The sequence below is a fragment of the Haladaptatus sp. SPP-AMP-3 genome (genome assembly GCF_049568665.1).
Lineage (GTDB): Archaea > Halobacteriota > Halobacteria > Halobacteriales > Haladaptataceae > Haladaptatus > Haladaptatus paucihalophilus.
Genome location: NZ_CP145902.1, coordinates 1 through 22795 on the forward strand (window position 1 = coordinate 1; position 22795 = coordinate 22795).

General features: G+C 62.0%; 20 protein-coding genes. 9 read left to right on the forward strand and 11 right to left on the reverse strand.

The window, feature by feature from the left end; translation table 11 throughout:
- The 3 genes from V5735_RS22915 (at position 1) to V5735_RS22925 (ending at position 2423) form a co-directional block, all read left to right on the forward strand.
- Entirely contained in the window at positions 1–873 is an 873-nt protein-coding gene (locus V5735_RS22915; RefSeq protein WP_423747404.1) for a ParA family protein, read from the forward strand.
- Positions 870–1289 carry a hypothetical protein gene (locus V5735_RS22920; RefSeq protein ID WP_423747405.1) on the forward strand — a complete coding sequence of 140 codons (420 nt, stop codon included), beginning with the start codon at positions 870–872 and terminating at the stop codon, positions 1287–1289. Before V5735_RS22915 ends, V5735_RS22920 begins: the two co-directional genes overlap by 4 nt.
- A gap of 342 nt (positions 1290–1631) precedes the next feature.
- Positions 1632–2423 (forward strand): NAD-dependent epimerase/dehydratase family protein, encoded by a 792-nt coding sequence (locus V5735_RS22925; protein WP_423747406.1) that lies wholly within the window; start codon positions 1632–1634, stop codon positions 2421–2423.
- A 122-nt stretch (positions 2424–2545) separates the two neighbouring features.
- Here the strand turns inward: V5735_RS22925 and V5735_RS22930 are convergent, their stop codons facing one another.
- From V5735_RS22930 to V5735_RS22940, 3 genes are all read right to left on the reverse strand, one after another.
- Positions 2546–4414: a glycoside hydrolase family 15 protein gene (locus tag V5735_RS22930; protein ID WP_423747407.1), complete on the reverse strand. Its 1869-nt coding sequence runs from the start codon at positions 4412–4414 to the stop codon at positions 2546–2548.
- A gap of 101 nt (positions 4415–4515) precedes the next feature.
- Positions 4516–5277: an HAD family hydrolase gene (locus V5735_RS22935; protein ID WP_423747408.1), complete on the reverse strand. Its 762-nt coding sequence runs from the start codon at positions 5275–5277 to the stop codon at positions 4516–4518.
- A gap of 24 nt (positions 5278–5301) precedes the next feature.
- On the reverse strand, positions 5302–6516 hold the full coding sequence (locus V5735_RS22940) for an NAD(P)/FAD-dependent oxidoreductase (protein WP_423747409.1): 1215 nt from the start codon (positions 6514–6516) through the stop codon (positions 5302–5304).
- A gap of 255 nt (positions 6517–6771) precedes the next feature.
- On the opposite strand from V5735_RS22940, the gene V5735_RS22945 reads away from it, so the two are divergent.
- The 3 genes from V5735_RS22945 (at position 6772) to V5735_RS22955 (ending at position 9430) form a co-directional block, all read left to right on the forward strand.
- Positions 6772–7935, forward strand: coding sequence for an enolase C-terminal domain-like protein (locus V5735_RS22945; RefSeq protein ID WP_423747410.1), 1164 nt, complete (start codon positions 6772–6774; stop codon positions 7933–7935).
- A gap of 112 nt (positions 7936–8047) precedes the next feature.
- Positions 8048–8449 (forward strand): amphi-Trp domain-containing protein, encoded by a 402-nt coding sequence (locus tag V5735_RS22950; RefSeq protein ID WP_423747411.1) that lies wholly within the window; start codon positions 8048–8050, stop codon positions 8447–8449.
- A gap of 108 nt (positions 8450–8557) precedes the next feature.
- A complete protein-coding gene (locus tag V5735_RS22955; protein WP_423747412.1) occupies positions 8558–9430 on the forward strand; it encodes an MBL fold metallo-hydrolase in 873 nt (290 codons plus the stop codon).
- A gap of 72 nt (positions 9431–9502) precedes the next feature.
- Here V5735_RS22955 and V5735_RS22960 read toward each other — a convergent pair whose 3' ends face one another.
- On the reverse strand, positions 9503–12010 hold the full coding sequence (locus tag V5735_RS22960; protein ID WP_423747413.1) for a bifunctional YncE family protein/alkaline phosphatase family protein: 2508 nt from the start codon (positions 12008–12010) through the stop codon (positions 9503–9505).
- Positions 12011–12384: 374 nt separating this feature from the next.
- On the opposite strand from V5735_RS22960, the gene V5735_RS22965 reads away from it, so the two are divergent.
- Positions 12385–13170, forward strand: coding sequence for an SDR family NAD(P)-dependent oxidoreductase (locus V5735_RS22965; protein WP_423747414.1), 786 nt, complete (start codon positions 12385–12387; stop codon positions 13168–13170).
- 4 nt (positions 13171–13174) lie between these two features.
- Here the strand turns inward: V5735_RS22965 and V5735_RS22970 are convergent, their stop codons facing one another.
- Complete coding sequence (locus tag V5735_RS22970) at positions 13175–14638, reverse strand: aldehyde dehydrogenase family protein (RefSeq protein ID WP_423747415.1); 1464 nt, start codon at positions 14636–14638, stop codon at positions 13175–13177.
- 145 nt (positions 14639–14783) lie between these two features.
- Here V5735_RS22970 and V5735_RS22975 point away from each other — a divergent pair, with 145 nt between their 5' ends.
- Entirely contained in the window at positions 14784–15650 is an 867-nt protein-coding gene (locus tag V5735_RS22975; protein WP_423747416.1) for a fumarylacetoacetate hydrolase family protein, read from the forward strand.
- Between the two features lie 51 nt (positions 15651–15701).
- Here the strand turns inward: V5735_RS22975 and rpiA are convergent, their stop codons facing one another.
- Positions 15702–16574 (reverse strand): ribose-5-phosphate isomerase RpiA, encoded by an 873-nt coding sequence (rpiA, locus tag V5735_RS22980; RefSeq protein ID WP_423747417.1) that lies wholly within the window; start codon positions 16572–16574, stop codon positions 15702–15704.
- Positions 16575–16580: 6 nt separating this feature from the next.
- On the reverse strand, positions 16581–17591 hold the full coding sequence (locus V5735_RS22985; protein WP_423747418.1) for an NADP-dependent phosphogluconate dehydrogenase: 1011 nt from the start codon (positions 17589–17591) through the stop codon (positions 16581–16583).
- A 256-nt stretch (positions 17592–17847) separates the two neighbouring features.
- On the opposite strand from V5735_RS22985, the gene V5735_RS22990 reads away from it, so the two are divergent.
- Positions 17848–18873: an aldo/keto reductase gene (locus tag V5735_RS22990; RefSeq protein ID WP_423747419.1), complete on the forward strand. Its 1026-nt coding sequence runs from the start codon at positions 17848–17850 to the stop codon at positions 18871–18873.
- A 50-nt stretch (positions 18874–18923) separates the two neighbouring features.
- On the opposite strand, the gene V5735_RS22995 is transcribed toward V5735_RS22990, so the two are convergent.
- The 4 genes from V5735_RS22995 to V5735_RS23010 all read right to left on the reverse strand — a co-directional run bounded on the left by V5735_RS22995 (position 18924) and on the right by V5735_RS23010 (position 22750).
- The gene (locus V5735_RS22995) at positions 18924–19802 is read right to left on the reverse strand and encodes an SMP-30/gluconolactonase/LRE family protein (protein ID WP_423747420.1); all 879 of its coding nucleotides are present in this window, start codon (positions 19800–19802) and stop codon (positions 18924–18926) included.
- 128 nt (positions 19803–19930) lie between these two features.
- On the reverse strand, positions 19931–20947 hold the full coding sequence (locus V5735_RS23000; RefSeq protein WP_423747421.1) for a TIGR03557 family F420-dependent LLM class oxidoreductase: 1017 nt from the start codon (positions 20945–20947) through the stop codon (positions 19931–19933).
- On the reverse strand, positions 20937–21740 hold the full coding sequence (locus V5735_RS23005) for an ATP-binding cassette domain-containing protein (RefSeq protein ID WP_423747422.1): 804 nt from the start codon (positions 21738–21740) through the stop codon (positions 20937–20939). Before V5735_RS23005 ends, V5735_RS23000 begins: the two co-directional genes overlap by 11 nt.
- Before the next feature lie 2 nt (positions 21741–21742).
- Entirely contained in the window at positions 21743–22750 is a 1008-nt protein-coding gene (locus V5735_RS23010) for an ABC transporter permease (protein WP_423747423.1), read from the reverse strand.
- Positions 22751–22795 lie beyond the last annotated feature (45 nt).

Consider the following 22795-nt stretch of genomic DNA (forward strand, 5'->3'; position numbering starts at 1 on the left):
ATGGTAGCTAACGTAGACACTCCACGCGCTGTGAGCGTAGTCATCTTGAAAGGAGGCGTCGGCAAATCAACGATTTCGATGAACCTCGCACGTCAACTGACAGAACGTGGCCGAGTGTTGTTTGCCGATCTCGATCCAAACGGCCACGCGACCAACGGTCTCGGTTTCGGTGACGTCTACCGAGGTGAGATCAACCTCGGCGATGTCATCCTCGACCACGGCAATGCGACCGCCGCCGACCTCATTCAGGAGACCGATTTCGGTTTCGACCTCCTCCCATCCTCGGATTCGCTCGAAGACGTCGAAAAAGATCTTGCAGGTGCGCTCCAGGGGTCTGCACGGGTTAAAACGAAAATCGTCGATCCGCTTCTCGGGGAGCGATACGACTACATCGTGTTCGACTGCCCGGCCTATCCCGGAATGCTCAACAACAACGCGCTGGTCGCGTCTGGAAACGTGATGATTCCCCTCGAACCGGGGTCCAGCTCCATCGGTGGGTACAAACGTACGATGGAGCGGCTTATCACTCCCTCGCAGGAGTACATCGATATCGACGTTCTCGCGCTCGTCCCGAACAAACTCCGCGAGCGAATCGACCAACGAACCGAAGACCGCGAACTCCTCGAAAATCTGAATACGGCCGAGACGACGGAAGGAAAAGTCCCGAACTTTGCACGAATCACGGCCGATCAGTTCGAGGCGATCGACGAGGGCGAGATGCAGCCGCCGAAACCCGGTATCCGATACAGTGCATCGCTTTCGAAATCGTTGAAAGAACACCAACCGCTACTGGATTACGACCCTGAAAACAGCCAACTTGAGAACTTCGAGGAACTGGCATCCATCGTCGTCAACGGTGGTGTCGAGCGATGACCGACGCGAATCCCTTCGACGATTTGGGTGCCGTCGAAAGCGACGAGACCGGTCAGGGGGCAGGTCAGGGGATATCCGAGTCCTCCCACGAATCCTCCGCGAAATCGGAAGCCGGTACCTCTCCCGAGGAGGATTCCCCAGAGGCGACACAGGAACGGTCCACGAACGAGTCGGCGACGGAGATGTCCGGCCCCGCGTTCGAATATTCGGAGGTTCGACAACGACCGCTGTACGCTCGAGGCGACACGTGGGACGAATTCGAAGATGCAGTCGGGATTACGGTCGTCCCGGAACTTCGACGGCGAGGAATCCGAGATGAGGAAAAGCGTGAAATCCACGATGCCGTTCTGACGCTCGCAGCGGAAGATCCCGAGCGTCTCGTCGAAATCATCGCCGAGCAAAGACGTCGGTCGTAGACGGGGATTTCGCCACTCGAAAGTGTACATTCGATTCTTCTTCCCTTCGACTCACGACGACAGATTCTATATCTCCATTCGCTATATCAATGCTCGGTACGTGATGTACCGACGTTCGTACGTGATGAGATGCATCGACGCAGTCCGGAAAACTCGCTCGGTCTCGGAGAAATCCGTATTGGGGTCGTGAGATTTTCCGTACTGACAGCAACTGATGCGTTTCAGCGGGGGCGTTTCGGGCTGGACGCTCGACCGGCTCGGGCCCCCCGTGCGGTCGTATCATCGAGAACGCCGCACCTGAGTGGCCATCACCTATGTGTGCGTTGCTCACGACCGCACGATATGGCACGTATCGCCGTTACGGGTGCATCCGGCAACGTCGGAGCGGAAGTTATCGAGGCCTTCGATGACCACGACCTCACGCTCATCACGCACAGCGAGCGGGACGACATGGAGAGCATTCCGCTCGACGTGACGAACAGGGACGCGTTTATCGACGCCCTCTCCGACGAGGATGTGCTCATCCACCTCGCGGCGAACCCGTCCCCGTACGCCGACTGGGACGACCTCCACAGGGTAAACATCGAAGGGACGTACAACGCGTACGAGGCGGCGGTCGAAAACGGGCTCGACCGCGTGGTCTACGCGAGTTCGAATCACGCCATTAACGGGAACGAAACCGTCGCCCCCGACGAGCCGGAAACACTCCGCGAGCAGACTCCAGTCGTCTCCCACGACGCTCGACCGCACCCCGACTCGTGGTACGGCGTGACGAAGGTGTCCAGCGAGGCCATCGGCGCTCGGTTCGCCAGTCAGAACGGTATCGAAGCGGTAAACCTCCGCATCGGATGGCTGATGTCGCGCGACGACCTTCGGGAAACCCAAGAGAACCCCGACACGTCGTACCCGGAGGCGTACGCTCGGTTCGCCCGTGCGATGTGGCTGAGCCCCCGCGACTGTCACGACGCGTTACGGTCCGCCGCGCTCGCCGATCTGCCAACGAACCCGCTCACGGCTCACGCCATCTCCCGAAACGACGACCGCTGTCTCTCGATCACCCACTCCCTTCGAGCGATAGGCTACCGGCCACGGGATAACTCGACGGAGGTCCTCGACGAGGACGGGACACGATAGCTCGATTTTTGCCGCCGTCGAAGTCTCGCCGTCGTCCAAGTCCGCCATTCACACAAGTCCGCCATCGCTCACGTCGCTGCCGTTGTTCGTATCGCTCACGAAGACGAGTGGGCCGATACCGCTCAGTCGCGGGTCACCGACCCGCTTCCGTACGGGTCGACGACGGTTTCGACCGAATCGAACGCGGACCGACCGTCCTCCGCTTGTACGATGTATATCGCGCTGTTGATGAAGCCGATGTGGCTGAACGCCTGCGGGAAGTTTCCCAGCAGTTCCCCCCGTTCGACGTCGACCTGCTCGGCGAGCAGTCCCACCGAACTCGAACAGCTCAGGACGTTTTCGAATATCTCCTCGGCCCTGTCCACCCGACCCGCGCGGGCGAGCACCGAGATGAGCCAGAACGAACAGAGGAGGAACGTCCCTTCCTCGCCGGGGAGTTCGTCACCGCCTTCCTTGTACCGATAGACGAAGCCCTCCGGCGTGGCGAGCGTTTCCCGAACCGTCTCGATGGTGCTCTGCACTCGGTCGTCGTCCATCGGGAGAAAGCCGAGGAGCGGAAGCAAAAGTCCGGTCGCGTCGATGGTCTCCCCGTCGAACGTCTGCGTGAAACTCCCTCGCTCCTCGTCGAATCCTCGCTCGATGACGGTCTCCTTGATCTCTGCGCGCCGCTCTCGCCACCGGTCCAACGGCGCGTCGAAGCCCTCCAGCTCGGCCATCGAGATGGCGCGGTCGAGCGCCACCCAACACATCACTTTCGAGTACACGTACTGGCGTTTCTGCATCCGCGGTTCCCAGATTCCCGAGTCCGGTTCGTCCCAAACGCGACAGACGTATTCGGCGATGTCGTAGACGGCGTTCCAGTCGTCCGTATCGATTCCCTTCTCCGTCCCCAACAATTGATAGATCGCCTGTACGAGTTCGCCGTAGATATCGAGTTGAAACTGATCCCCGGCGTCGTTCCCGATTCGAACCGGTTTCGACCCGCGATAGCCCGCGAGGTGATCGAGCGTCTCCTCGGATAGGTCCGCTTGACGCTCCATCCCGTACAGCGGTTGGATGTCCTCCGGGTCCGTCGAGCGACTCAGGTCGAGAAACCGGTCGAGGTAGGCCTTGGCCTCCTCCGTGTGCCCGAGGTGTGTCAGCGCACGAATCGTGAACGCGCTGTCCCGAATCCAACTGAACCGGTAGTCCCAGTTCCGGAGCCCACCGATGCTCTCCGGGAGCGAGGTCGTCGGGGCCGCACAGATGCTCCCCGTGTCCACCCGCGAGAGGAGTTTGAGAACGAGTCCCGACCGAACGATGTGTTCGTGTCCCACTTCGTCGAATGGACACTCCGACTGCTCGCACGTGTGACTCCACTCCCGCCAATACTCGATGGTTTCGTCGAGTAACTCCTTACAGGTGCTGTGACCCATCGGCTCGTGACTGTCGTACTGAAACACGTACCAGTCGCTCTCGTTTTCGTCGAGCGAGTACGTCGCCCGTGCAACGTCGTCCTCGATGTACATCGACGTCGTGGTCGAGAGGAACGCACGGTCGTCACCGCCGGTCGCGCGGACGCCGCCGGACGTGGTTTCGAGGACGGTATCGGCGCGGGCATAGTCGAAGCGGGGACGGAACTCCACGTCGATGTCGACCGACCCGTCGGTACACGTCACCTGACGATAGATGGCCTGATTCGGGTGCCCCTCCGCGACCGATTCGCCGATAACCGGCATGAAGTCGGTGACGACACACTCACCGGATGGCGTCTGAAACGTCGTCTGGATGACGTTGGTGTGGTCGAGATACTGTTGTCGCGACTCGTACTCCTCGACGGGGGAGATGCTGAACCGTCCACCTCGGTCGGCGTCGAGAATCGCGCCGAACACGCTCGGCGAATCCAGTGCCGGAAAGCACCCCCAGTCTATCGACGCGTCCGTGTTTACGAGCACGCACGTCTCTAAATTACCGATGATCCCGTACTCCGAAATCGGCGTGAAGTTCCCCATCTGTATTCAGTCCGTTCCCAATCGCGTCACTGTCACTCCCATACGCCCTCGGTCACCTCCCTCGGAAACGTCGGTGTCGGATACACAGTTACGTCCCCCCGCTATTCATCGTTCCGCTCCTCCGAACGCTCGACGGTGTGTCGGGCCTCCCCGTTCCCGTTCGAATACAACGCGTCCGCCACGGCGTCCACGGTGAGTTCGGGAAGCGACGGAACCGTGATATCGGCCACCGACGACGACGCATCCGAAATCCAAACGGTGACGAAGCCGTTCTCGCTCGCCGGAACGATGTCGTCGGCGAATCGGTCGGCGACGTACACGTAGTCGTCCGCCGACCCCTCGCTTTTCGCCAGCGCGAACATCTCGTCCTTCGGCTTCATCGTCTCCCGCTCCCCCGAGATGAGAACGTGCTCGAAGCGGTCGTCGATGGCGTGTCTCGCCAACTTTTCACGCTGGATGTCACCGGCACCGTTCGTGATGATTCCGACGGTGGCGACGTCCGCGAACGCGGCGAGCGTCTCCGACGCGCCGCCCACGAGACGGGTGTTTTCCACTTTCCGTCTCTTGAGCGCGCGGCTGAACGCGTCGGCATCTACCTCGGCGCCGAGGTGGTTCGTAAACGTCCGAACGGCCGCTCGATAGCCGTCGGCGACGTTTCGACGGAAGTATTGCGCTACCAGTTCGTCGAATTTGCGGACGCCTTCGTCGCTCACGTCGACGTCGAACGCCGCCGCGGTTTCGACGATTTCGTCCTCGTCGCTCCGCGTTTCGAGGAGCGTCCCGTCGATATCGAAGTAGACCGCGACGGTCCGCTCGAACGGACTCGATTTCGCTCGTTTCTCTCGCGTTTCGTCTCGTTCCATTCCGAACCTCCGTTTCGTGTCGATTTACATGTCCGGCCACGCCTTCGCCGCCGCCAGCCACGAGGACGACTCACCGATCCAGCGAGCCGATATCGACTTCTTGAGTACGCGGGCCCCCGGCCCGCTGAACGTGTTGAGCGGGATGCCGAGGATGTCGTGTGCGACCGCTTCGTCCCCGACCGAGACGAGTGTCCCCTTGTTGATGTACGACCAGTGGACGGGTTCGCGGTCGTCTATCATTCGAGCAACGTTTTCGCCGACGTGTTCTCCTTCCTCCATCGCCGCCTCGGCCGTCGGCGGGGGAACGTCGTCCGTATCGGGGTTGACGACGGCCTCCCAGGCGTCCTGTTCCGAGAGCGGTCCCCCCTCCGCGTCCTGTTCGACGAGCGCCGCGTCGCCGATGGCGAGAACGCGGTCGTCGCTCGTCTTGAACGTCGAATTCGCGTAGGCGCGGTCGTGTTCCGTGTCGATGTCGACGTCCGCGAGGGCGTCGTCACCCCGCACGCCGCCCGCCCACACGAACACGTCGTACCGGAGCAGGTCTTCGTCCTCGAACCGAATCGTCTCGTCGTCGACTTCGGATACCGTCGCACCGGTCGTGGTGTCGATGTCCATCCGCTCCAACTTGTTCCGAATCGCCCCCTGAAACTCGTGGTCGTGCCCCGGGAATATCTCGTCTTCCATCTCTATCAGGCGAATCTCGACGGGGACGTCGCGCTCGTCGCGGAACGCGGCCACCTCGCCCGCGGTTTGGATGCCGGTCAATCCGGCACCTCCGACGACGACCTGCGCCGGGTCGTCGTCGCTCGCGTCCTCGGCGGCCGCCTCGACCTGTTGGTGGATGGTCAGCGCGTCGCCGAGGTTCTTGAGCGTGAGCGCGTGCTCCGCCAACCCGTCGATGCCGTAGAACGCCGTCTGACTGCCGAGGCAGACGACGCAGTAATCGTAGTCGATGGACTCCTCCCCGTCGACGTGAACGGTGCGGTCGTCCACGTCGAGTCCGGTGACCGTCCCCTGCACGAACTCCGTCTCCGCGGATTTGAGGTCGTCGACGGGGATGACGACCTTCTCACGGACCGCCGGGTCCCGTATGCACCGATGGACCTCGTGTAACACCAGATGGTGGTTCGTTTCCGATACCCAGACGATATCCGTGTCCTCCTCCAACTCGTCTTCGAGACTCTGTACGGCCGCGACCCCGGCGTACCCCGAACCGAGGACGGTGATTTTCGTTACCATGGTTGGTTGTGCTCGATTTCGAAATCGGTCGCGATTTTTCGGTTCCCCTCCCTTTTTTGTCTTCCCGGTACCGTCCTCACGCTTGCCGCGTTCTTCGCGTCCGCTACCTCCAATTCTTCTCTTTTCCTACCCACGCTGGCAGGTTCGCATGGTCGAATCCTACGGGAGTCGTTTGATTAAATCTCGTGCCTGCCAACGCCGGTCGCGGACGGACGCGGCTACAAATTTTACCCCGACGGATGCCGTAGGTGGTGCATGGAGATTTCGAGAATCGAATCCACGGAGTTCTCGTACCCGCTCGAAAACGTCGGGTCGGACGACGGTTTCAACCTCGTCTACGACTCCGATTCGACGACGGACCGGCACCTGTTCGCCATCGAGATTCACACCGACGAGGGACTCACGGGCGAGTTCGTCGGCGGTAACTCGCCCGCGTTCGCCCAAATCAACGAAATCGCTGACTACCTCATCGGCAAGGACCCACTGCGCCGCGAGCGACTGTGGTCCGAGATGAAACGCGGCCTCAGGAAGTACGACCGCATGGGCATCGGCCCCGTGGACATCGCGCTGTGGGACCTCGCGGGCAAACGCTACGACGCGCCGATTCACGAACTGCTCGGCTCGTATCGCTCGCGACTGCCCGCCTACGCCTCGACGTACCACGCGGACGACAACGGGGGACTGGACTCCCCGGACGCCTACGCGGATTTCGCCGAGGAGTGTCTCGAACGCGGTTTTCCCGGGTTCAAAATCCACGGCTGGGGCGGGAGCGACGAGCGTCGGGACATCGACCGCGAAATCGAAACCGTCCACGCGGTCGGCGAACGGGTCGGCGACGAGATGGACCTGATGTTGGACCCCGCGTGCGAGTACGAGACGTTCGGCGACGCCTTGGACGTCGGTCGCGCCTGCGACGAGGAGGAGTTCTACTGGTACGAAGACCCGTACCGCGACGGGGGAATCTCGCAGTACGCGTACCGAAAACTCCGCCAGCAGATAGACACGCCGCTGCTCCAGACCGAACACGTTCGCGGGTTGGAGAGCCACACCGACTTCCTGCGGAACGACGCCACCGACTTCCTGCGCGCGGACCCCGCCTACGACGCGGGCATCACCGGCGCGATGAAAATCGCGCACATGGCGGAGGGTTTCGGCGTCGACGTGGAGATACACTCGCCCGGTCCCGCACAGCGCCACTGCATGGCCGCGATTCGGAACGCCAACTACTACGAGATGGCGCTCGTCCACCCCGACTGCGAGAACACGACGCCGCCCGTCTACGAGGGCGACTACGCGGACGACCTCGACGCCATCGACGAAGACGGAACCGTCCCCGTCCCGGACGGTCCGGGACTAGGGGTCGAGTACGACTGGGACTACATCGAGGGGAACCGAATCGGCGGTCGAACCTACGAGTGAGGGTTCGCGGTCGTCGGCCAAACGGCCGTCCTGAACCGGTACCAACCTTTGAATAAAGGGTGCTTGTCACTGCAGCCATCATCGTTATGCGAGAGCTTCGGTAACCACGGGTATGGCAGAATTGGAAGCCGAGTTCGAGAAGAGTCGGTCGGAAATCGCGGCGTATCTGCGCGAGTTCGCGAACAAACTGGATTCCGACGGAACGGGTCGCTCCGGTGGGACCGGTCACTCCGAGACGGGTATCCGACCGAACGAGTCCCGAGAGACCAGTTCCACGACGGACTCGGTGGAGAGTTCCCCCTCGGAGTCGCTCGAATCGACGAATACGCAGAAAGTAACGCTCCTCGTCGGGAACGAGAGCGCGACGATGAACCCGCCCGAGACGGTCTCGTTCAGCGTCGCCGTCGATTCGGACTCCTCGCTGATGGAATCCGGGTCCGAAGAGAGCGTGAGTTTCGTCCTTCGGTGGGCGAGCGACGAGGTGGAATCGGACGACGAACTCAGCGTCCACTGATTCTCGACGACCGTCTTTCGACGGCTTCGAACGCCGGAGCCGATTTCCGAAACGCGTGTGACAGTGGCAATCACCGTTATGCGTCTCCACCGACTAGTTTGGAAGGCCATGGTTCACTCCACTTGGGGCGACTGGTTCGTCCGTAACGAGGTCGAGGCGGCGGACGTGGGCGGGTTGTCGATATGGTATCTCGGCTGTAACGGGTACATCCTGCGTACCGCGGAGACGACCCTGTATCTGGACCCGTACTTCGGCGACGGGTCGCCGCCGCGAACGATTCGGATGATTCCGGTCCCGCTCGACCCCGCGGATGCGACGATGTGCGACGCGGTGTTCGTCACGCACGAGCACATCGACCACATGCATCCCCCGTCCTACGGCCCGCTCGTCGAGGACCTCGGTGCGAACGTCTACGCGCCCGGCGGAGCGTTCGAGAATCCCGCCTACGACGGCGACCTCCGGATGTCGGACGACGAGCGAACCGTCGTCTCGCCGGGCGACGATATCTCCGTCGGGGACCTCGACGTTCACGTTCGGGAGGCGAACGACCCGGATTCGGCGGACCCCGTGAGCTACGTCGTGGAGCACGAATCGGGAACGTTCTTCGCGCCGGGCGACTCGCGTCCGGCCGACGCTTTCCACGACATCGGCGAGGAGTTCGACATCGACCTCGGCGTCCTCGCCTACGGGACGCCCGGCAACATCTATCACACGGAGGACGGCGAAACCTACGTTACCGACTGGTACAACGACGGAAAGCAAGTCGCGGAGGCCGTCAACGCGCTCTCGCTCGAGCGCTTCGCCCCCGTTCACTGGGACGTCTGGCGCGGCGTCGAAGCGGACCCGAAAGCGCTCCGCAAATACCTCACTTCCTACGAGTATCCACGAATCTTCGAACTCATCCGCATCGGCGACCGACTCGCCATCGACCGGCCGGGCGTCATCCGACCGAAATCGATCCGAAAACACGAACAAACGTGAGGCCCTACGGACGCTCCCTCGCCGTGGACTCGACCCATCTGCAAAACGAGACTAAAGATGTGACAGCTGTGCTTACTCGGACTCGGTTTCTTCGTCCACGTTCTCTTCCTCTTCGTCCATCGCCGACGCGGATTGCGGCGATGCGTTCGACCTGAAGGTCGTCTTCGGTTCCGGCATCGGGACGTCGGCACCCTTGACGGCGTGCCAGATTATCCGATTGAACTTCTGCATCTTCGCCTCGTCCTCCTCGTCGAGGTCAAGTTCTTTCGACGCTTGCGCTCCCGACGAGTCCTCGGTGTTCGTCTCGTCGAGCGATTGTTCGGGAACGCGTGCCTCGTACGTGTAGTCCAGTGCCGGTTCGTCGTCGCCAATGAACGCGTTGATCATCGGCGTCGCTCGAGCGTCGAACTGCGTCAGCGGTGGCATGCCGAGCATGAGTTCGATACTTCGAAGGACGGAAACAGTGCTGTAGAACGTGCTATCGACGACGCCACGTCGAGTGTACGGACTGGCAACTAACGTCAGGCTGCGATGGGCATCGACGTGGTCGGGCCCGTTTTGTGCGTCGTCTTCGGTGATGAAAATCGCCGTGTCTTCCCAATACGAGGAGTTCGTCACCGTCTCAACCAGTTTCCCCACCGCGAGGTCGTTATCGGCCATCATGGCTTGCGGGGTCGGCATCCCGGGCGTCGTTCCCGCCGTGTGGTCGTTCGGGAAGCGAAGAATCGTGAGTTCCGGCAGTTCGAGGTCGTTCGAGTCGTCCTCGTATGCTCGGAACTCTTTCAGCCAGGCACCGAATCGGGTGATGTCCTTGATTTCGAGGTCGTAACTCGGATAATCTGGGTCAACATGGCCTTCGAGTCCGGAGACACTCGGATCCGCGTGGTCAAAGCTTCCGTCGTCGTCGTATTTATTGTTCGCGAACTCACCGTAGCTTCGATAGCTGACGCCGGACGCCGCGGCCATGTTCCAGAGGTATCCGCCCTTCGGTCGGGTCGCGCCGCCGTTCTCGAAATCGTAGTTCCGTCCGCGGCCGCCGTAGTTGCTCGGCCACGTCTTCTGCGTGTAATCGTTCGCGATAGCACCCACCGACCAGTTGTGGCCGTCCGCGCTCACTTCCGCGTCGACGTAGAAGTTGTCGAGCAGGACGAACTCCTTTGCCAGCGCGTGGTGATTTGGTGCCGATTCGGGGCCGAACAGCGTCAGCGATGGGTCACCGTTGCCCGCGTCGATGTCGCCGAGAATCTGATCGTACGTTCGATTTTCCTTGATGATGTAGATGACGTGATCGATCGGCGACGGGTCACCGACGCGACGTGGAACCGGTTGTGGAGTCACGTCCTCGGACGTGTGAACGAGTTCGTTCGTCATCTCGCTGAATCCATTGTTCTCGACGACTTTGTCCGTGTACTTCGCCAACTGCTTCTCCTTTGGAACCGACATTTTCGAAAGTGTCCCGCTGATCATGTTTCCGATATACTGCGTCTCGACGCCCTCGACGCCGTTGTCGCTGTAATCTCCTTTCGCCGGATTGGGACCGTTCGGGTTCGCTTCCGCACCCAGCCCTTTCATGTTCGCTACGAACAAGTACCGGTCGTCGTTCGTCACGGCGAGGGCCGACGGGAACCACGCCGTCGGAATCAGCCCCGCGATTTCGGCGGTTGTGTTGTTGCCGCAACCGGGTTTTCCGAGCTCCACGACGGCAACGTCATTGTTCCCGGCGTTGGCGACGTACAGCGTCTCGCCGTTCGGACTCACGGCGAGCGCGTTCGGCATGCTGCCGGTGGGTGCATCCTCGTAGGGTTCGAGGTCGAGGGTTTCGACGACTTCGTCCGACTTCGTGTCGATAATGGAGACGGTATCGGCGTTTCCGGACGATGTGTACAGTCGCGAGCGAGTCGGACTGAGGAGGACGTCGTTCGGCCGTCCGCCGACCTGAATCGCCTTCGTGACTTCGAGGTCGTCGGTGTCGATGACCGAGAGCGTATCCGCGCCCCAGTTCGAGACGTACGCTTTCTTCCCGTTTCGGGAGAGTTCGACCGTGTATGGCTTGTTCCCGACCGAAATTGATTCGACGACTTCTCCGCGGCACAGGTCCACGACGGCGACGGCGTTGTTCAGGTTCGTCGCGACATACAGTCGTGCGCCGTCGGACGAAACCGTCAGCCCTGCCGGGAATATCTGTTCGTCCTCGGGACCGATTCGAATCGAGTCTCCCTCGGTCAGCGTGCCGTCCCCAACGGAGTAGACACGAATTTTGTTATTCGTCCCCGCTGAGGCGTACAGCGTCCGATTCGACGCGAATTCGACGCCGACAAACAGCGCTTCGGGCGTCTCGTACTGGATCGTATCGACGACCTCGTTGGATGAAACATCGACCAGCATCATCGACTGGACGCCCTGTCCGTCGTTCGACACTGCGAGATATTTTCCGTTCGGGCTAAGCGCCGCCCCCATCGGGCGGTCGCCAACTTCCGTCTGCTCTCCTGCCGGTGTGAGCGTCCACCCGGGAGAGTGAGGAACGAACCCGTCGCCTTCGCCCTGCGTCCCATCACTCAGACCGTCACCTGTCGCATCCACCGCTTTGAGACGTCCGCTAGCACCGAGAGCTCCGAAGAGGAGCCCCGACCCTGCGCTCGCTTTCAGTACTCCGCGCCGTGTAAACCGGTCAGTTGGCTTCACAACCTCTAAAAGACGTATTCGAGAAATATAATTTTATAAGTTTATTATATAAAACTATGTTCACGATTCCAAAATATGTGCAATCCGAGAAAGTACTATTCGTTTCACACCTTAGAGTAGTATAACTGCGGTGTTATATGATGGAAGGTATCAACGGGCAGAAGAACGAACACCACGGAAGTTCCGGTCCCGTGTTTCCTTCTCCGTATTCGGAACTCAGCTTGCAAACGCGGCGAGTATCTTTAACCGCCTCTCTCCCGATAGCACGGGCCATGGGAACAGTTCACTTCGATTTCGGAGAGGAGACGGTCATCGTCACCGGTGCGAGTTCGGGTATCGGTCGCGCCATCGCGCTTCGGTTCGGCGAGGCGGGGGCGACGGTCATCAACGCCGACGTGCGCGAGGAGCCGAAATCGGACGGCGCGCCGACGCACGAGAAAATCGCCGACGAGCACAAAGGAACGGCCGAGTTCGTCCACACGGACGTCTCTAAACCCGGCGAGTTGGAAGCCGTCGTCGAGGCGGCGCGCGAGTACGGCGGCGTGGACGTCATGGTGAACAACGCGGCGATGCAACACAGCGAGAACTTCCTCGACGTCGACCAGGAAGCGTTCGACCAACTCCATCACACCAACATCCGGGGCTATTTCTTCGGCACGCAGGCCGCCGCCACGGACATGATAGAGCGCGGAGAGACGGGTTGTATCGTCAATACCGCGTCCATCAGCTCCGAAGTCGCCCAACACGACCAGGTGCAGTACGACTCGACGAAGGGTGCCATCGAGATGATAACGAAGGGAACGGCGCTCGAACTCGCCGAACACGACATCCGCGTCAACGCCGTCGCGCCCGGCCAAATCGCCACTGAGTTCACCGAGGGCTGGAGCGAGGAAGCGCAGGAAGCGGCCGATGAAGGCGGCTTCATCAAACCCGTCCCGCTCGGCCGGGCGGGATTCCCCGAGGACATCGCCGGTCCCGCACTCTTCCTCGCGAGCGAAGACACGGACTACATCACCGGCGAACTGCTGTTCGTCGACGGCGGATGGACGGCGATATAACCGCTCAGTAGTCCTCGTAGACGGTCTTGATGATGGTGAAGTAGTCCATCCCCTCCTCGCCCTGCTCGCGGTACGTTTCGCTGGAGGAGGCGTTCATGCCGCCGAACGGGACGTGCAGTTCGAGGCCGGTCGTCTTCTCGTTGACTTTCACCACGCCATAATCGGCGTCCCGAATGAAGCGGTTCGCCTCCGAGTGGTCCTGCGTGACGACGCCCGCTGAGAGTCCGAACTCCACGTCGTTGGCGAGTTCGACGGCCTCGTCGAAGTCGCTGTAGGACGTGACGCCGACAAACGGGCCGAACACCTCCTCCTGCATGATGCGCATGTCCGACTCGACGTCGGCGAAGACCGTCGGTTCGACGAAGTAGCCGTCTTCGTGCTCCCCGTCGTCCACTCGCTCGCCGCCGTACTCCAACGTCGCGCCTTCGTCCCGCCCGATGTCGACGTATTCGAGCGTCGATTCGAGTTCTCCCCGCGAGACGTGCGGTCCCATGTCCGGGTCGTCGATACCGGGACAGATGTCGAGGTTCTCGGCGTACTCGACGAGTTCGTCCACGAACTCCTCGTACATCGAATCGTGGACGATGACCCGTTCGGTCGCCGTACACGCCTGTCCGGTGACGCCGAACGCGCCGCCGCCGACGATATCGACCGCCGTTTCGAGGTCGGCGCTCGGCGCGACCACGGTCGGGTTCTTGCTCCCCATCTCGGTTTGCGCCCGCTTGTGGGCGTCCGTCGCCTGTTCGTACACCATCTCGCCGACCGACCGGCTTCCGGTGAAGGAGACGGCATCGACGTCCTCGTGTTCGATGATGGCGGTCCCGACGTCCTCGCCGCTTCCCACGACGAAGTTGAAGATACCGTCCGGGACGTCGAACTCGTCGGTGGCCTCGTCGATGCACTCGACCACTTTTGCGAAGACGGTCGGCGCGTCCATCGCCGGTTTGAGGACGACGGCGTTCCCGGTCGCCAGCGCGGGTGCGCTCTTCCACGACGGGATGGCGATGGGGTAGTTCCACGGCGTGATGAGTCCGGCGACGCCCATGGGTTCGCGTATCGTGTAGAGGTTCTGGTCGTCCGAACCGGGCAGCTTCCGGGTTCCGGCGTAGTCCATCGCACGCTCGGCGTAGTAGTAGAAGATGTCGATGGCGCGGTTCACCTCGGCGTTCGCCTCGGTCCGGGTCTTTCCTTCTTCTCGGACCATCGTTTCGGTCAGTTCCTCCTCGCGGTCGTCCATGCGCTTTGCCGTCGCGCGCAACACTTTCCCGCGGGTCGGACCGGGCGTGTCCGCCCACTCCTCCTGTGCGGCGGCCGCGGCTTCGACCGCTCCTCGCGCGTCGTCCGCGGTCGACTGGGGGAACTCCGCGACGATTTCCTCGGTATCCGCGGGGTTTCGGACATCGAACGTTTCACCCGATTCCGATTCTCTCCACTCTCCGTCGACGTAATTGGTGTAGGTTTCGGGCATCCTCGGACGATACGAGCGTGGTTTACTCCGTTCTTGTGGCTGTCCCCTTCCCGTTCGTGTCGGGACGGTCCGCCCGCCGGAATCTATCGACTCCGCCGTCCGATTCCGCCGTCGCACCTTAGTGATTCAATCTCGTACCTTCGGTATGCGTTACCATCTCATCGCGTCGGATGATGGTTCACGTCTCCTCGCACGGGACGGCGAAAAAGCGTACGACTTAACGGCCGTCACGGGTATCTCCTCGTTTCGTGAGTTGGCGCTGGCCGCCACGGCGACCCGGACGGGCGTGGACGACGTGGCTCGGACCCACCTCGAAACCGCACCGTTGCTGGACGCGACCGACCTCGCGGCGGAGTCGGGTCGGCCGACGGTCCCCGACGAAGTGTGGGCCGCTGGCGTGACCTATCGGGCGAGTAACGACGCCCGTGACGAGGAGAGCGGGCGCTCCGCGATGTATCAGGACGTGTTCGAGAACGAGCGCCCGGAACTGTTCTTCAAGGCGACGCCCAGTCGAACGGTGGGGCCGGAGGAGGCCGTCGGTATTCGTTCCGATTCCGAGTGGGACGTTCCCGAGCCTGAACTGGCCGTCGTCGTCGCTCGCGGGGAGGTCGTCGGCTACACGGTCGGCAACGACATGAGCAGTCGGTCGCTGGAGGGCCAAAACCCGCTCTACCTTCCGCAGGCGAAGGTGTACGACCGCTGTTGTGCCATCGGACCGTGTATCGCCTCGCCGGAAACGGTCGGTGACCCCCGCGACCTGACGATGACGATGCGAATCGAGCGCGACGACGAGACGATGTTCGATGGGGAGACGTCGACGTCACGGATGGTCCGAACCTGCGAGGAACTGGTCTCGTTCCTCGCCCAGCACGATTCGGTGCCGGAACTGGCGGTGCTGTTGACGGGAACGTCGCTCGTTCCGCCCGACGACTTCACGCTCGCGGCGGGCGACCGTATCGAAATCGGTATCGAAACCATCGGGACGCTTCGCAATCACGTCGAAACGGTGTGACTGCTCCGTCGGTGACGTCCTTCGTGGTTCGGCGGTTCGACGGCCGGTCGTTCAAAATCGCACCGTCTCTACGTCCTCCTCGGTGCCGTAGACGACCGCATCGACCATGTTCACAAACAACCCGTGTTCCTGTGCACCGGGAATCCGTGACAGTCGCTCCGCGCGGTCCTCCGGGTCTTCGATGTCGCCGAAATCACAGTCGACGATGAGGTTCCCGTTCGCGGTGAACAGCGGCCCGTCCTTCTTTTCAGCGTACCGAAGCGACGGGTCGCCGCCTTGGTCCCGAATCCACTCCTTCACGACGGTCCGCGATTCGGGCAGTATCGACAGCGGGACGGGATACGACAGCGGCGTCGCGGTCTTCTTTTCGTCCGTGGCGATGACCAACTTCTCGGCCATCGAATCGATGAGTTTCTCGCGGGCGTGGGACGCGCCGCCGCCCTTGACGACGTGCGGATTCTCGGGGTCCCACTGGTCCGCGCCGTCGATGGCGACGTCGAGTTCCGTCACCTCGTCCACGTTTATAAGCGGGATTCCCGCTTCCTTCGCCAGTTCGTGCGATTGGAGCGACGTCGCCACCCCGCGGACGTTCTGCAACGTCCCCTCGTCTATCTTCCAGCCGATTTTGGCGATGGCCCACGCCGTCGTACTTCCGGTGCCGAGGCCGACGTCCATGCCGTTCTCGACCACTTCCGCGGCCTCCATCCCGCCGCGACGGCGCATGTCCAGCAACACGTCCTCGGCCGAACTCTTGATTCGGCGCGGTGACGGAATGACGCGGATGTTCTCGCGGATTTCGTCCTCGTCCAACTCGATATCCCGGTCCGCGAGTTCGTCCTTGGCTTCCTCGACCGTTTCGTCCTCCGTTTCCGCCCACACGCTGACGTCCTGTCCCTGCCGGTGGTAGCTGAACTGTTTTGCCATTGGTTCTCACTCGTCCCCGAAGCGGTCTTTCGGTCGGACCGTATCCATGTTCTCCCTGTCCTGTGCGAGGTGGTCGCGGGACACGTTGTCCACGCGGCCGGTGACGCGCTCTTCGAGGATGTCCTCCGACTCCCCGAACGGATGCGTGCCGAAGCCGTGGCGCATGGCGGCGATAGCTTGGTACGCGTGCTCCTGATTCCCCCGCGATTTGAACAGTTCGATGACCGACTGACTGATGACCGGAATCGGCGTCTCGCCCTTGAACGCCTCCTGCACCAGCCAGTTGACCTCGCCCGTGTCTTCGACGTAGTTCGGCACGTCCGCGTAGTTGTCCTCCCGAATCTGGTCGCGCATCAGTTCGACCAACCAACTCTGGATGACCGACCCGTTGGACCAGTTCGTGAAGACCTCCTCCAAATCGACGTCGAAGTCCCCCGCTTCGAGGAGTTCGACGCCCTCGGCGATGGACTGGAGCATCCCGAACTCGACGCCGTTGTGGACGAGTTTCACGAAGTGACCGCTCCCCGGCGGGCCGACGTGCAGGAGTCCTCCCTCGACGGAGAGTTCGTCGAGTATCGGTTCGACGATTTCGAACCCCTCCTCTTTGCCGCCGACCATGAAACACGCGCCGTGACGCGCGCCCGGCGGCCCGCCGCTGGTGCCGGTGTCGAGGTAGTAGATGCCGTCCTCCCACACGCGCTCCTCGCGGCGCATCGAATCCCGCCAGAAGGAGTTCCCGCCGTCCATCACGACGTCTCCTTCGTCCAAGTGCTCCGTGATGCTCTCCAGTTCGTCGTCTATCAGTTCTCCCGCCGGTAGCGACAAGTAAATCGCTCGTGGCGGGTCGAGTCGCTCGGACAACCCCTCGTAGTCGCCGCTGTCGAGTACTGTTACGCCTTTTTCCGTCAACTCGGGGCGGTCGGCCGTATCACAACCGACGACATCGATGTCCTTTTCGGTCGCTTGTTTCGCCAAGTTTCCCCCGATCGAACCGAGTCCGATTATTCCCAATTCCATGATTACGATCAAGCCGCGTCGTTCGTTCACTCGACCGAGCTGTCGGCGCGAAAACAACGGAATCCGCGAGTGGCGATACAACCGTCGATTCGGAGAAAAAACACGGTCGCGAGAAACTAAATCATTCTGGCTAGTCATCCGAAGACACCGCTGAAGGTGATGACTGCGCAGTCTCCACAGAGCAGCCACGGAGAGGTGCGAGCGGTCTCCTCGCGCCGTGAAAAGCTATTTTCTCCCGCGGACCGTATCGCCCCGTATGCACTATCGACAGTTAGGGTCGACGGGGATGTCAGTGTCCGAACTCTGTTTCGGGACGTGGCGATTCGGGAAGCGAACCGGCGGCGTGCTCGAAACGAACCGCGAGGAGGCCCACGACCTGCTCGATACGGCGTGGGAGAACGGCATCAACTTCATCGACACCGCGAACGTCTACGGAAGCCCGAACGGCACCAGCGAGGAGTACATCGGCGACTGGCTCGCGGACCACGACCGCGAGGATTTCGTCATCGCCTCGAAGGTGTACTTCCCGTTCGACGGATGGGGCGAACCCGGGCCGAACGACTCCGGTCTCTCTCGTAAGCACATCCGAGCGCAAATCGAGGGGACGCTCGACCGCCTCGGGACGGACTACCTCGACGTCTACTACATCCACCGCTGGGACGAGGAGACGCCCATCGAGGAGACGCTCTCGACGCTGACCGAACTCGTCGAGGAGGGGAAGGTGAACTACCTCGGCGCGAGTTCGATGGCCGCGTGGCAACTGACCAAGGCGCTCTGGCAGAGCGACGTCCACGATTGGGAGCGGTTCGAGGTCACCCAACCGCTCCACCACGCGGGATACCACGCCGACGTCGCCGACTACCTCGACGTCTGTGCCGACCAAGACATCGCGGTCTGTCCGTACTCGCCGCTCGCTGGCGGATTCTTGACGGGGAAGTACGAACGCGCGGACCCGGACGACCCCCAAGCGGTGACAGGCCCGGATGGCGCACGCGGGGATTTCGACGACCTGTTCGGTGATTACTACGTCTCGGAGCGCGGGTGGAAGGTGCTGGACGAGATTCGAGCCGTCGCGGACGAGGTGGACGCGACACCTGCGCAAGTGTCGCTTCGGTGGCTGATGGACCACGACGACTTCACTTGCATTCCCATCGTCGGTGCACGCACCTCGGAGCAGTTGGAGGAGAACGCCGATGCGTGCGACGTTGAGTTGTCCGACGACCAGTGGAACCGAATCATGGACGCTCGATACAGGGACGACGGCGAACTCTGGGGTCACTGACCGTCGCGCTGTCGGTTGGGCTGCTATTTCCACTGTTTTCGGACCGGGGCTCACACGGAGATGTCCGAGTGAAACTCCGGGACGCCGCCGACGTCCGGCGAAATCCGGAACAGCGCGCCCGCGCCCTCGCCTTCCGTCTCTCTCGACCCCGCTGCCCCCTCGCCCGGGCCGAGCGCGGTCGTGACGTACGCGTCCTCGTAGTCGTCCCCAGCGAACGTCACGCTGGAGACTTTCCGTGCGGGAACGTCGATTCGTCGGTCCTCCACGCCGTCCGGCGTATATCGGACGAGACATCCGCCGTTCCAGTACGCGGTCCAAACGTGTCCGTCCCGGTCGACGGTCATTCCGTCGGGGTTCCCCCGTTCGTCCGCCGCGTCGACGACGACTTCCCGGTTCGAAATCGCTCCCGTGTCCGCGTCGTATCGAAACCGGTAGAGTTTCTCTGCTTCGGTTTCGACGAAATAGAACCCGGTTCGGTCCGGCGTGAATCCCATTCCGTTGGGGATGTCCACCCCGTCCAGTACCCTCGTAATCGTCCCGTCCGGGTCGAGTCGATAGAGTCCGCCGAGTCGGTCGTCGGTCGGCATCGTGCCGCAGAAGACCCGCCCCTTCGGGTCGGCGATCACGTCGTTGAATCGGGAGTCGCGTTCTTCGGGAATCGAGTCGACGACGGTCTCGGTTTCGCCGTCGTTCCAGACCTCGACCGTTCCCCCGTCCTCGAACAGGAGCAGTGACCCGTCCCGTTGAACGGTGAACCCACCGATGACGGTCGTCTCGTAGCACAGTTCGTGGGCGTCCGTCTCCGGTTCGTATCGGAACAACCGCCCGTTCGGGATGTCGACCCAGTACAGACGTTTTTCCGTCGGATGCCAGAGTGGTCCCTCGCCGGTGTGGTTGTGGGTATCCGCGATGAGCGTCGGTCCTTCCATACGTACCGGTTCGGCCTGTCGGTCGAAAAAATTGATGTACCGATACTCGGCTCCGAGACGCTTTCGTCCCGTCACCGCGGACTTCGAACGCCCTCCACGACGGCCGCACTTGGAAACGGGAACGCCGTTCAGGAGAACGAGGGAATGACGGTTTCGGCGACCGCCTCGCAGAACGCCCGCTGGTCGGGGCTCGAACTCTGGAAGACGATGTGGTCGAAGCCACGGTCCACGTACCGCTCGGCGACGTCGACGAGTTCTTGTGGATCGGTCGTGATGACGAACTCCTCTTCGAGAACGCGGGTGCTCACTCTGTCGCCGTGCTCTTGCAGATAGCGGGGGTCAGCGATGTCCCGCTCGAAGACCATCGGGAGGAGCGTCACGCGCCACGGTTTGCACGGTTCGCGTGCCGCCGAGAGCGTTTCCGCGAGCGAGCAGTGAACGTGGACCGTCTTCTCAACGTCGTCCAGCGAGTCGTTCCGCGCGGACTTGTCCACGCCGTCTCTCACCGCCGGGAGGAGGTCCTTCGCGGCTTTCTCGGGACTCTCGAACACTGTCACGTACCCGTCGGCTAAGTCCCCCGCCATCCGGGCGGACGTCGGGCCGCTCCCGGCGACGTGAATCGGCGGCGGTTCGTCCGGTCCGGTGTAGAGGTTCGCCCCGTCGAGCGACCAGAACGTGCCGTCGTACTCGACGAACTCCTCCTCGAACAGCGTTCGAATCATACGTATCGCCTCGGCCGTTCGCCGCGCTCGTTCCCCGTAGTCCGGCCACGGGTTCCCCAGCGGACTCTCGTTGAGCGCTTCGCCCGTTCCGATTCCGAGGAACACACGGTCGGGGTACAGTTCCATCACGGTCGCCAGCCGATGCGCCACGTTCGCCGGATGGTAGCGGTTTACCACCGCGGTGACGCCGGTTCCGATATCGATGTCGTCGGTTCGTTCGAGCGCGGCGGGCAGCCACGACCAGCAGTTGCCCCCGTTCGCGGGCGTCCCGTCCGCGAGGTGGTCGAACCACGGGTGGAAGTGGTCGTTCACCCACACGCTGTCGAATCCCGCGCTTTCGGCCATCTCAGCCTGTTCGAGGCACTCCTCCGGGGAGAACTCCTCCAAGGAGGCGAAAAAGCCGAACCGCGTGTCATCCGTCATTTCTCTGTCCGGTGACGATGAGGTCGGTCAGTGACTGGAGGTTCTCCTCGGCAGGTGACGTCACCTCGACGAGACGGCCTTGGTAGAGCACGGCGACGGTATCGGCCAGTTCGAGGACGTCCTCGATGCTGTGGCTGACGATGACGATGGTGTGACCTTCGTCGCGGAGTCGGCGAAGCGTCTCGTGAACGAGGTTCGTCGCATCCACCGAGAGGGCGCTCGTCGGTTCGTCCAGGATTATCACTTCGGGGTCGAACGCCAACGCCCGTGCGATGGCGATGAGTTGGCGTTCGCCGCCCGAGAAGAACTCCACTTCGGTTTCGAGGTTGAGGTCCCGACCGAGTTGCCCGTGGACGATATCGCTCGCCCGTTCGTACGTTCGATTCCAGTCGATGATTTCGAAGGGACCGACGCCCCGCGTCGGGAACGACCCCATGAAGATGTTCGTCGCCACGTCGAGGTCGTTCATCAGCGCGAGGTCCTGATACACCGTTTCGATTCCGCGTTCACGCGCGTCGCTCGGGTTGTCGAACGACACCGGTTCGCCGTCGTAGTAGATTCGACCCTTCGTGGGGTCGTGGACGCCGCTGAGGACGTTCATCAGCGTCGATTTCCCGGCCCCGTTGTCGCCGATGAGAGCGAATATTTGTTGTGGCTCTATCGTCAGGGAGATATCCTCCAACGCGATGATCCGTCCGAACACTTTTCGAACGCTCTCGGTACGGATTTTCGGGTCGGTCTGGCGCTCCGATTCGTCGGTGGCCGTCTCGGTTGTCACGTTTTCGTTGTTCATGATCAGGTGCTGGCGAGGATGCGCCCGCGGATCCGTTCTTGGGTGCTGTAGAGGAGGATGGCGATCAGGAGGACGACGCCGTTTATCATCTGAATTTGGGTCGCGCCGACCGCGGCGCTGTTGTTCAGCGCCGACTGGATTATCTGGATGAGGATGACGCCGCCCAGTGCGCCGGTGACCTTGCCGCGGCCGCCGAAGAGGCTGACCCCCCCGATGACCGCCCCGGCGAACGCCTGAAAGACGAGTCCGTCGCCGATGAGCGCCGGAACGACGCCGGTGAATCCTGTAATCATCAGCCCCGCGATGGCGGAGAGGAAGCCGCTGATGGCGTACACGCCGATGATGACCCGTTCGGTGTCGATACCGACTTCGCGGGCGGAGTGTTCGTCGCTGCCGGTGGCGTACACCGCCTGTCCGAATCGGGAGTAGCGCATCACGATTCCGAACACCACGAACGCGATCACCAGGATAGCGATGGCGACGTTCGCGGTTCCGCCGGGGTAGATGTAGAGGCGTGGAAGACCCGTCACCGGCTGGGTCTGGAGCGCGGTGCGAGCACCTTGGAAGATGATGAGGAACGCCAACGTCTGCAGGAACGGATTGATACCGAACCGACCGACCATGATGCCGTTGACGATGCCGATGGTGGCTCCGACGACGGAAATGAGGACGAACCCGACGACGGCGCTGTGGGTGATCGACCAACAACTCGGGCACGTCCCGATGACCATCCCGGTGAACATGCCGGAGAACCCGGCGATGGCACCGATAGAGAGGTCGAAGTGGCCGGAGAGGAGACAGATGCTCTCCGCGAGAACGAGAAGTCCGATGGGGACGCCGCCCCAGAGGATGAGTTGAATGCTGCTCGTCGCAGCGAGCGTTTGCGGAACCATCAGGAAGACCCCGAGGACGACGAGCGCCAGAATCGGCCAGATCATGTTCTCGAGCAGTACCAACAGGACGTCGTCGGTGCTCTCGAACCGGCCGAACGATATTCCCTCCGTGCTCATGGATATCGTGTCGACGGCTGTCGTTCCGGCCTCCCGAAACCGAGC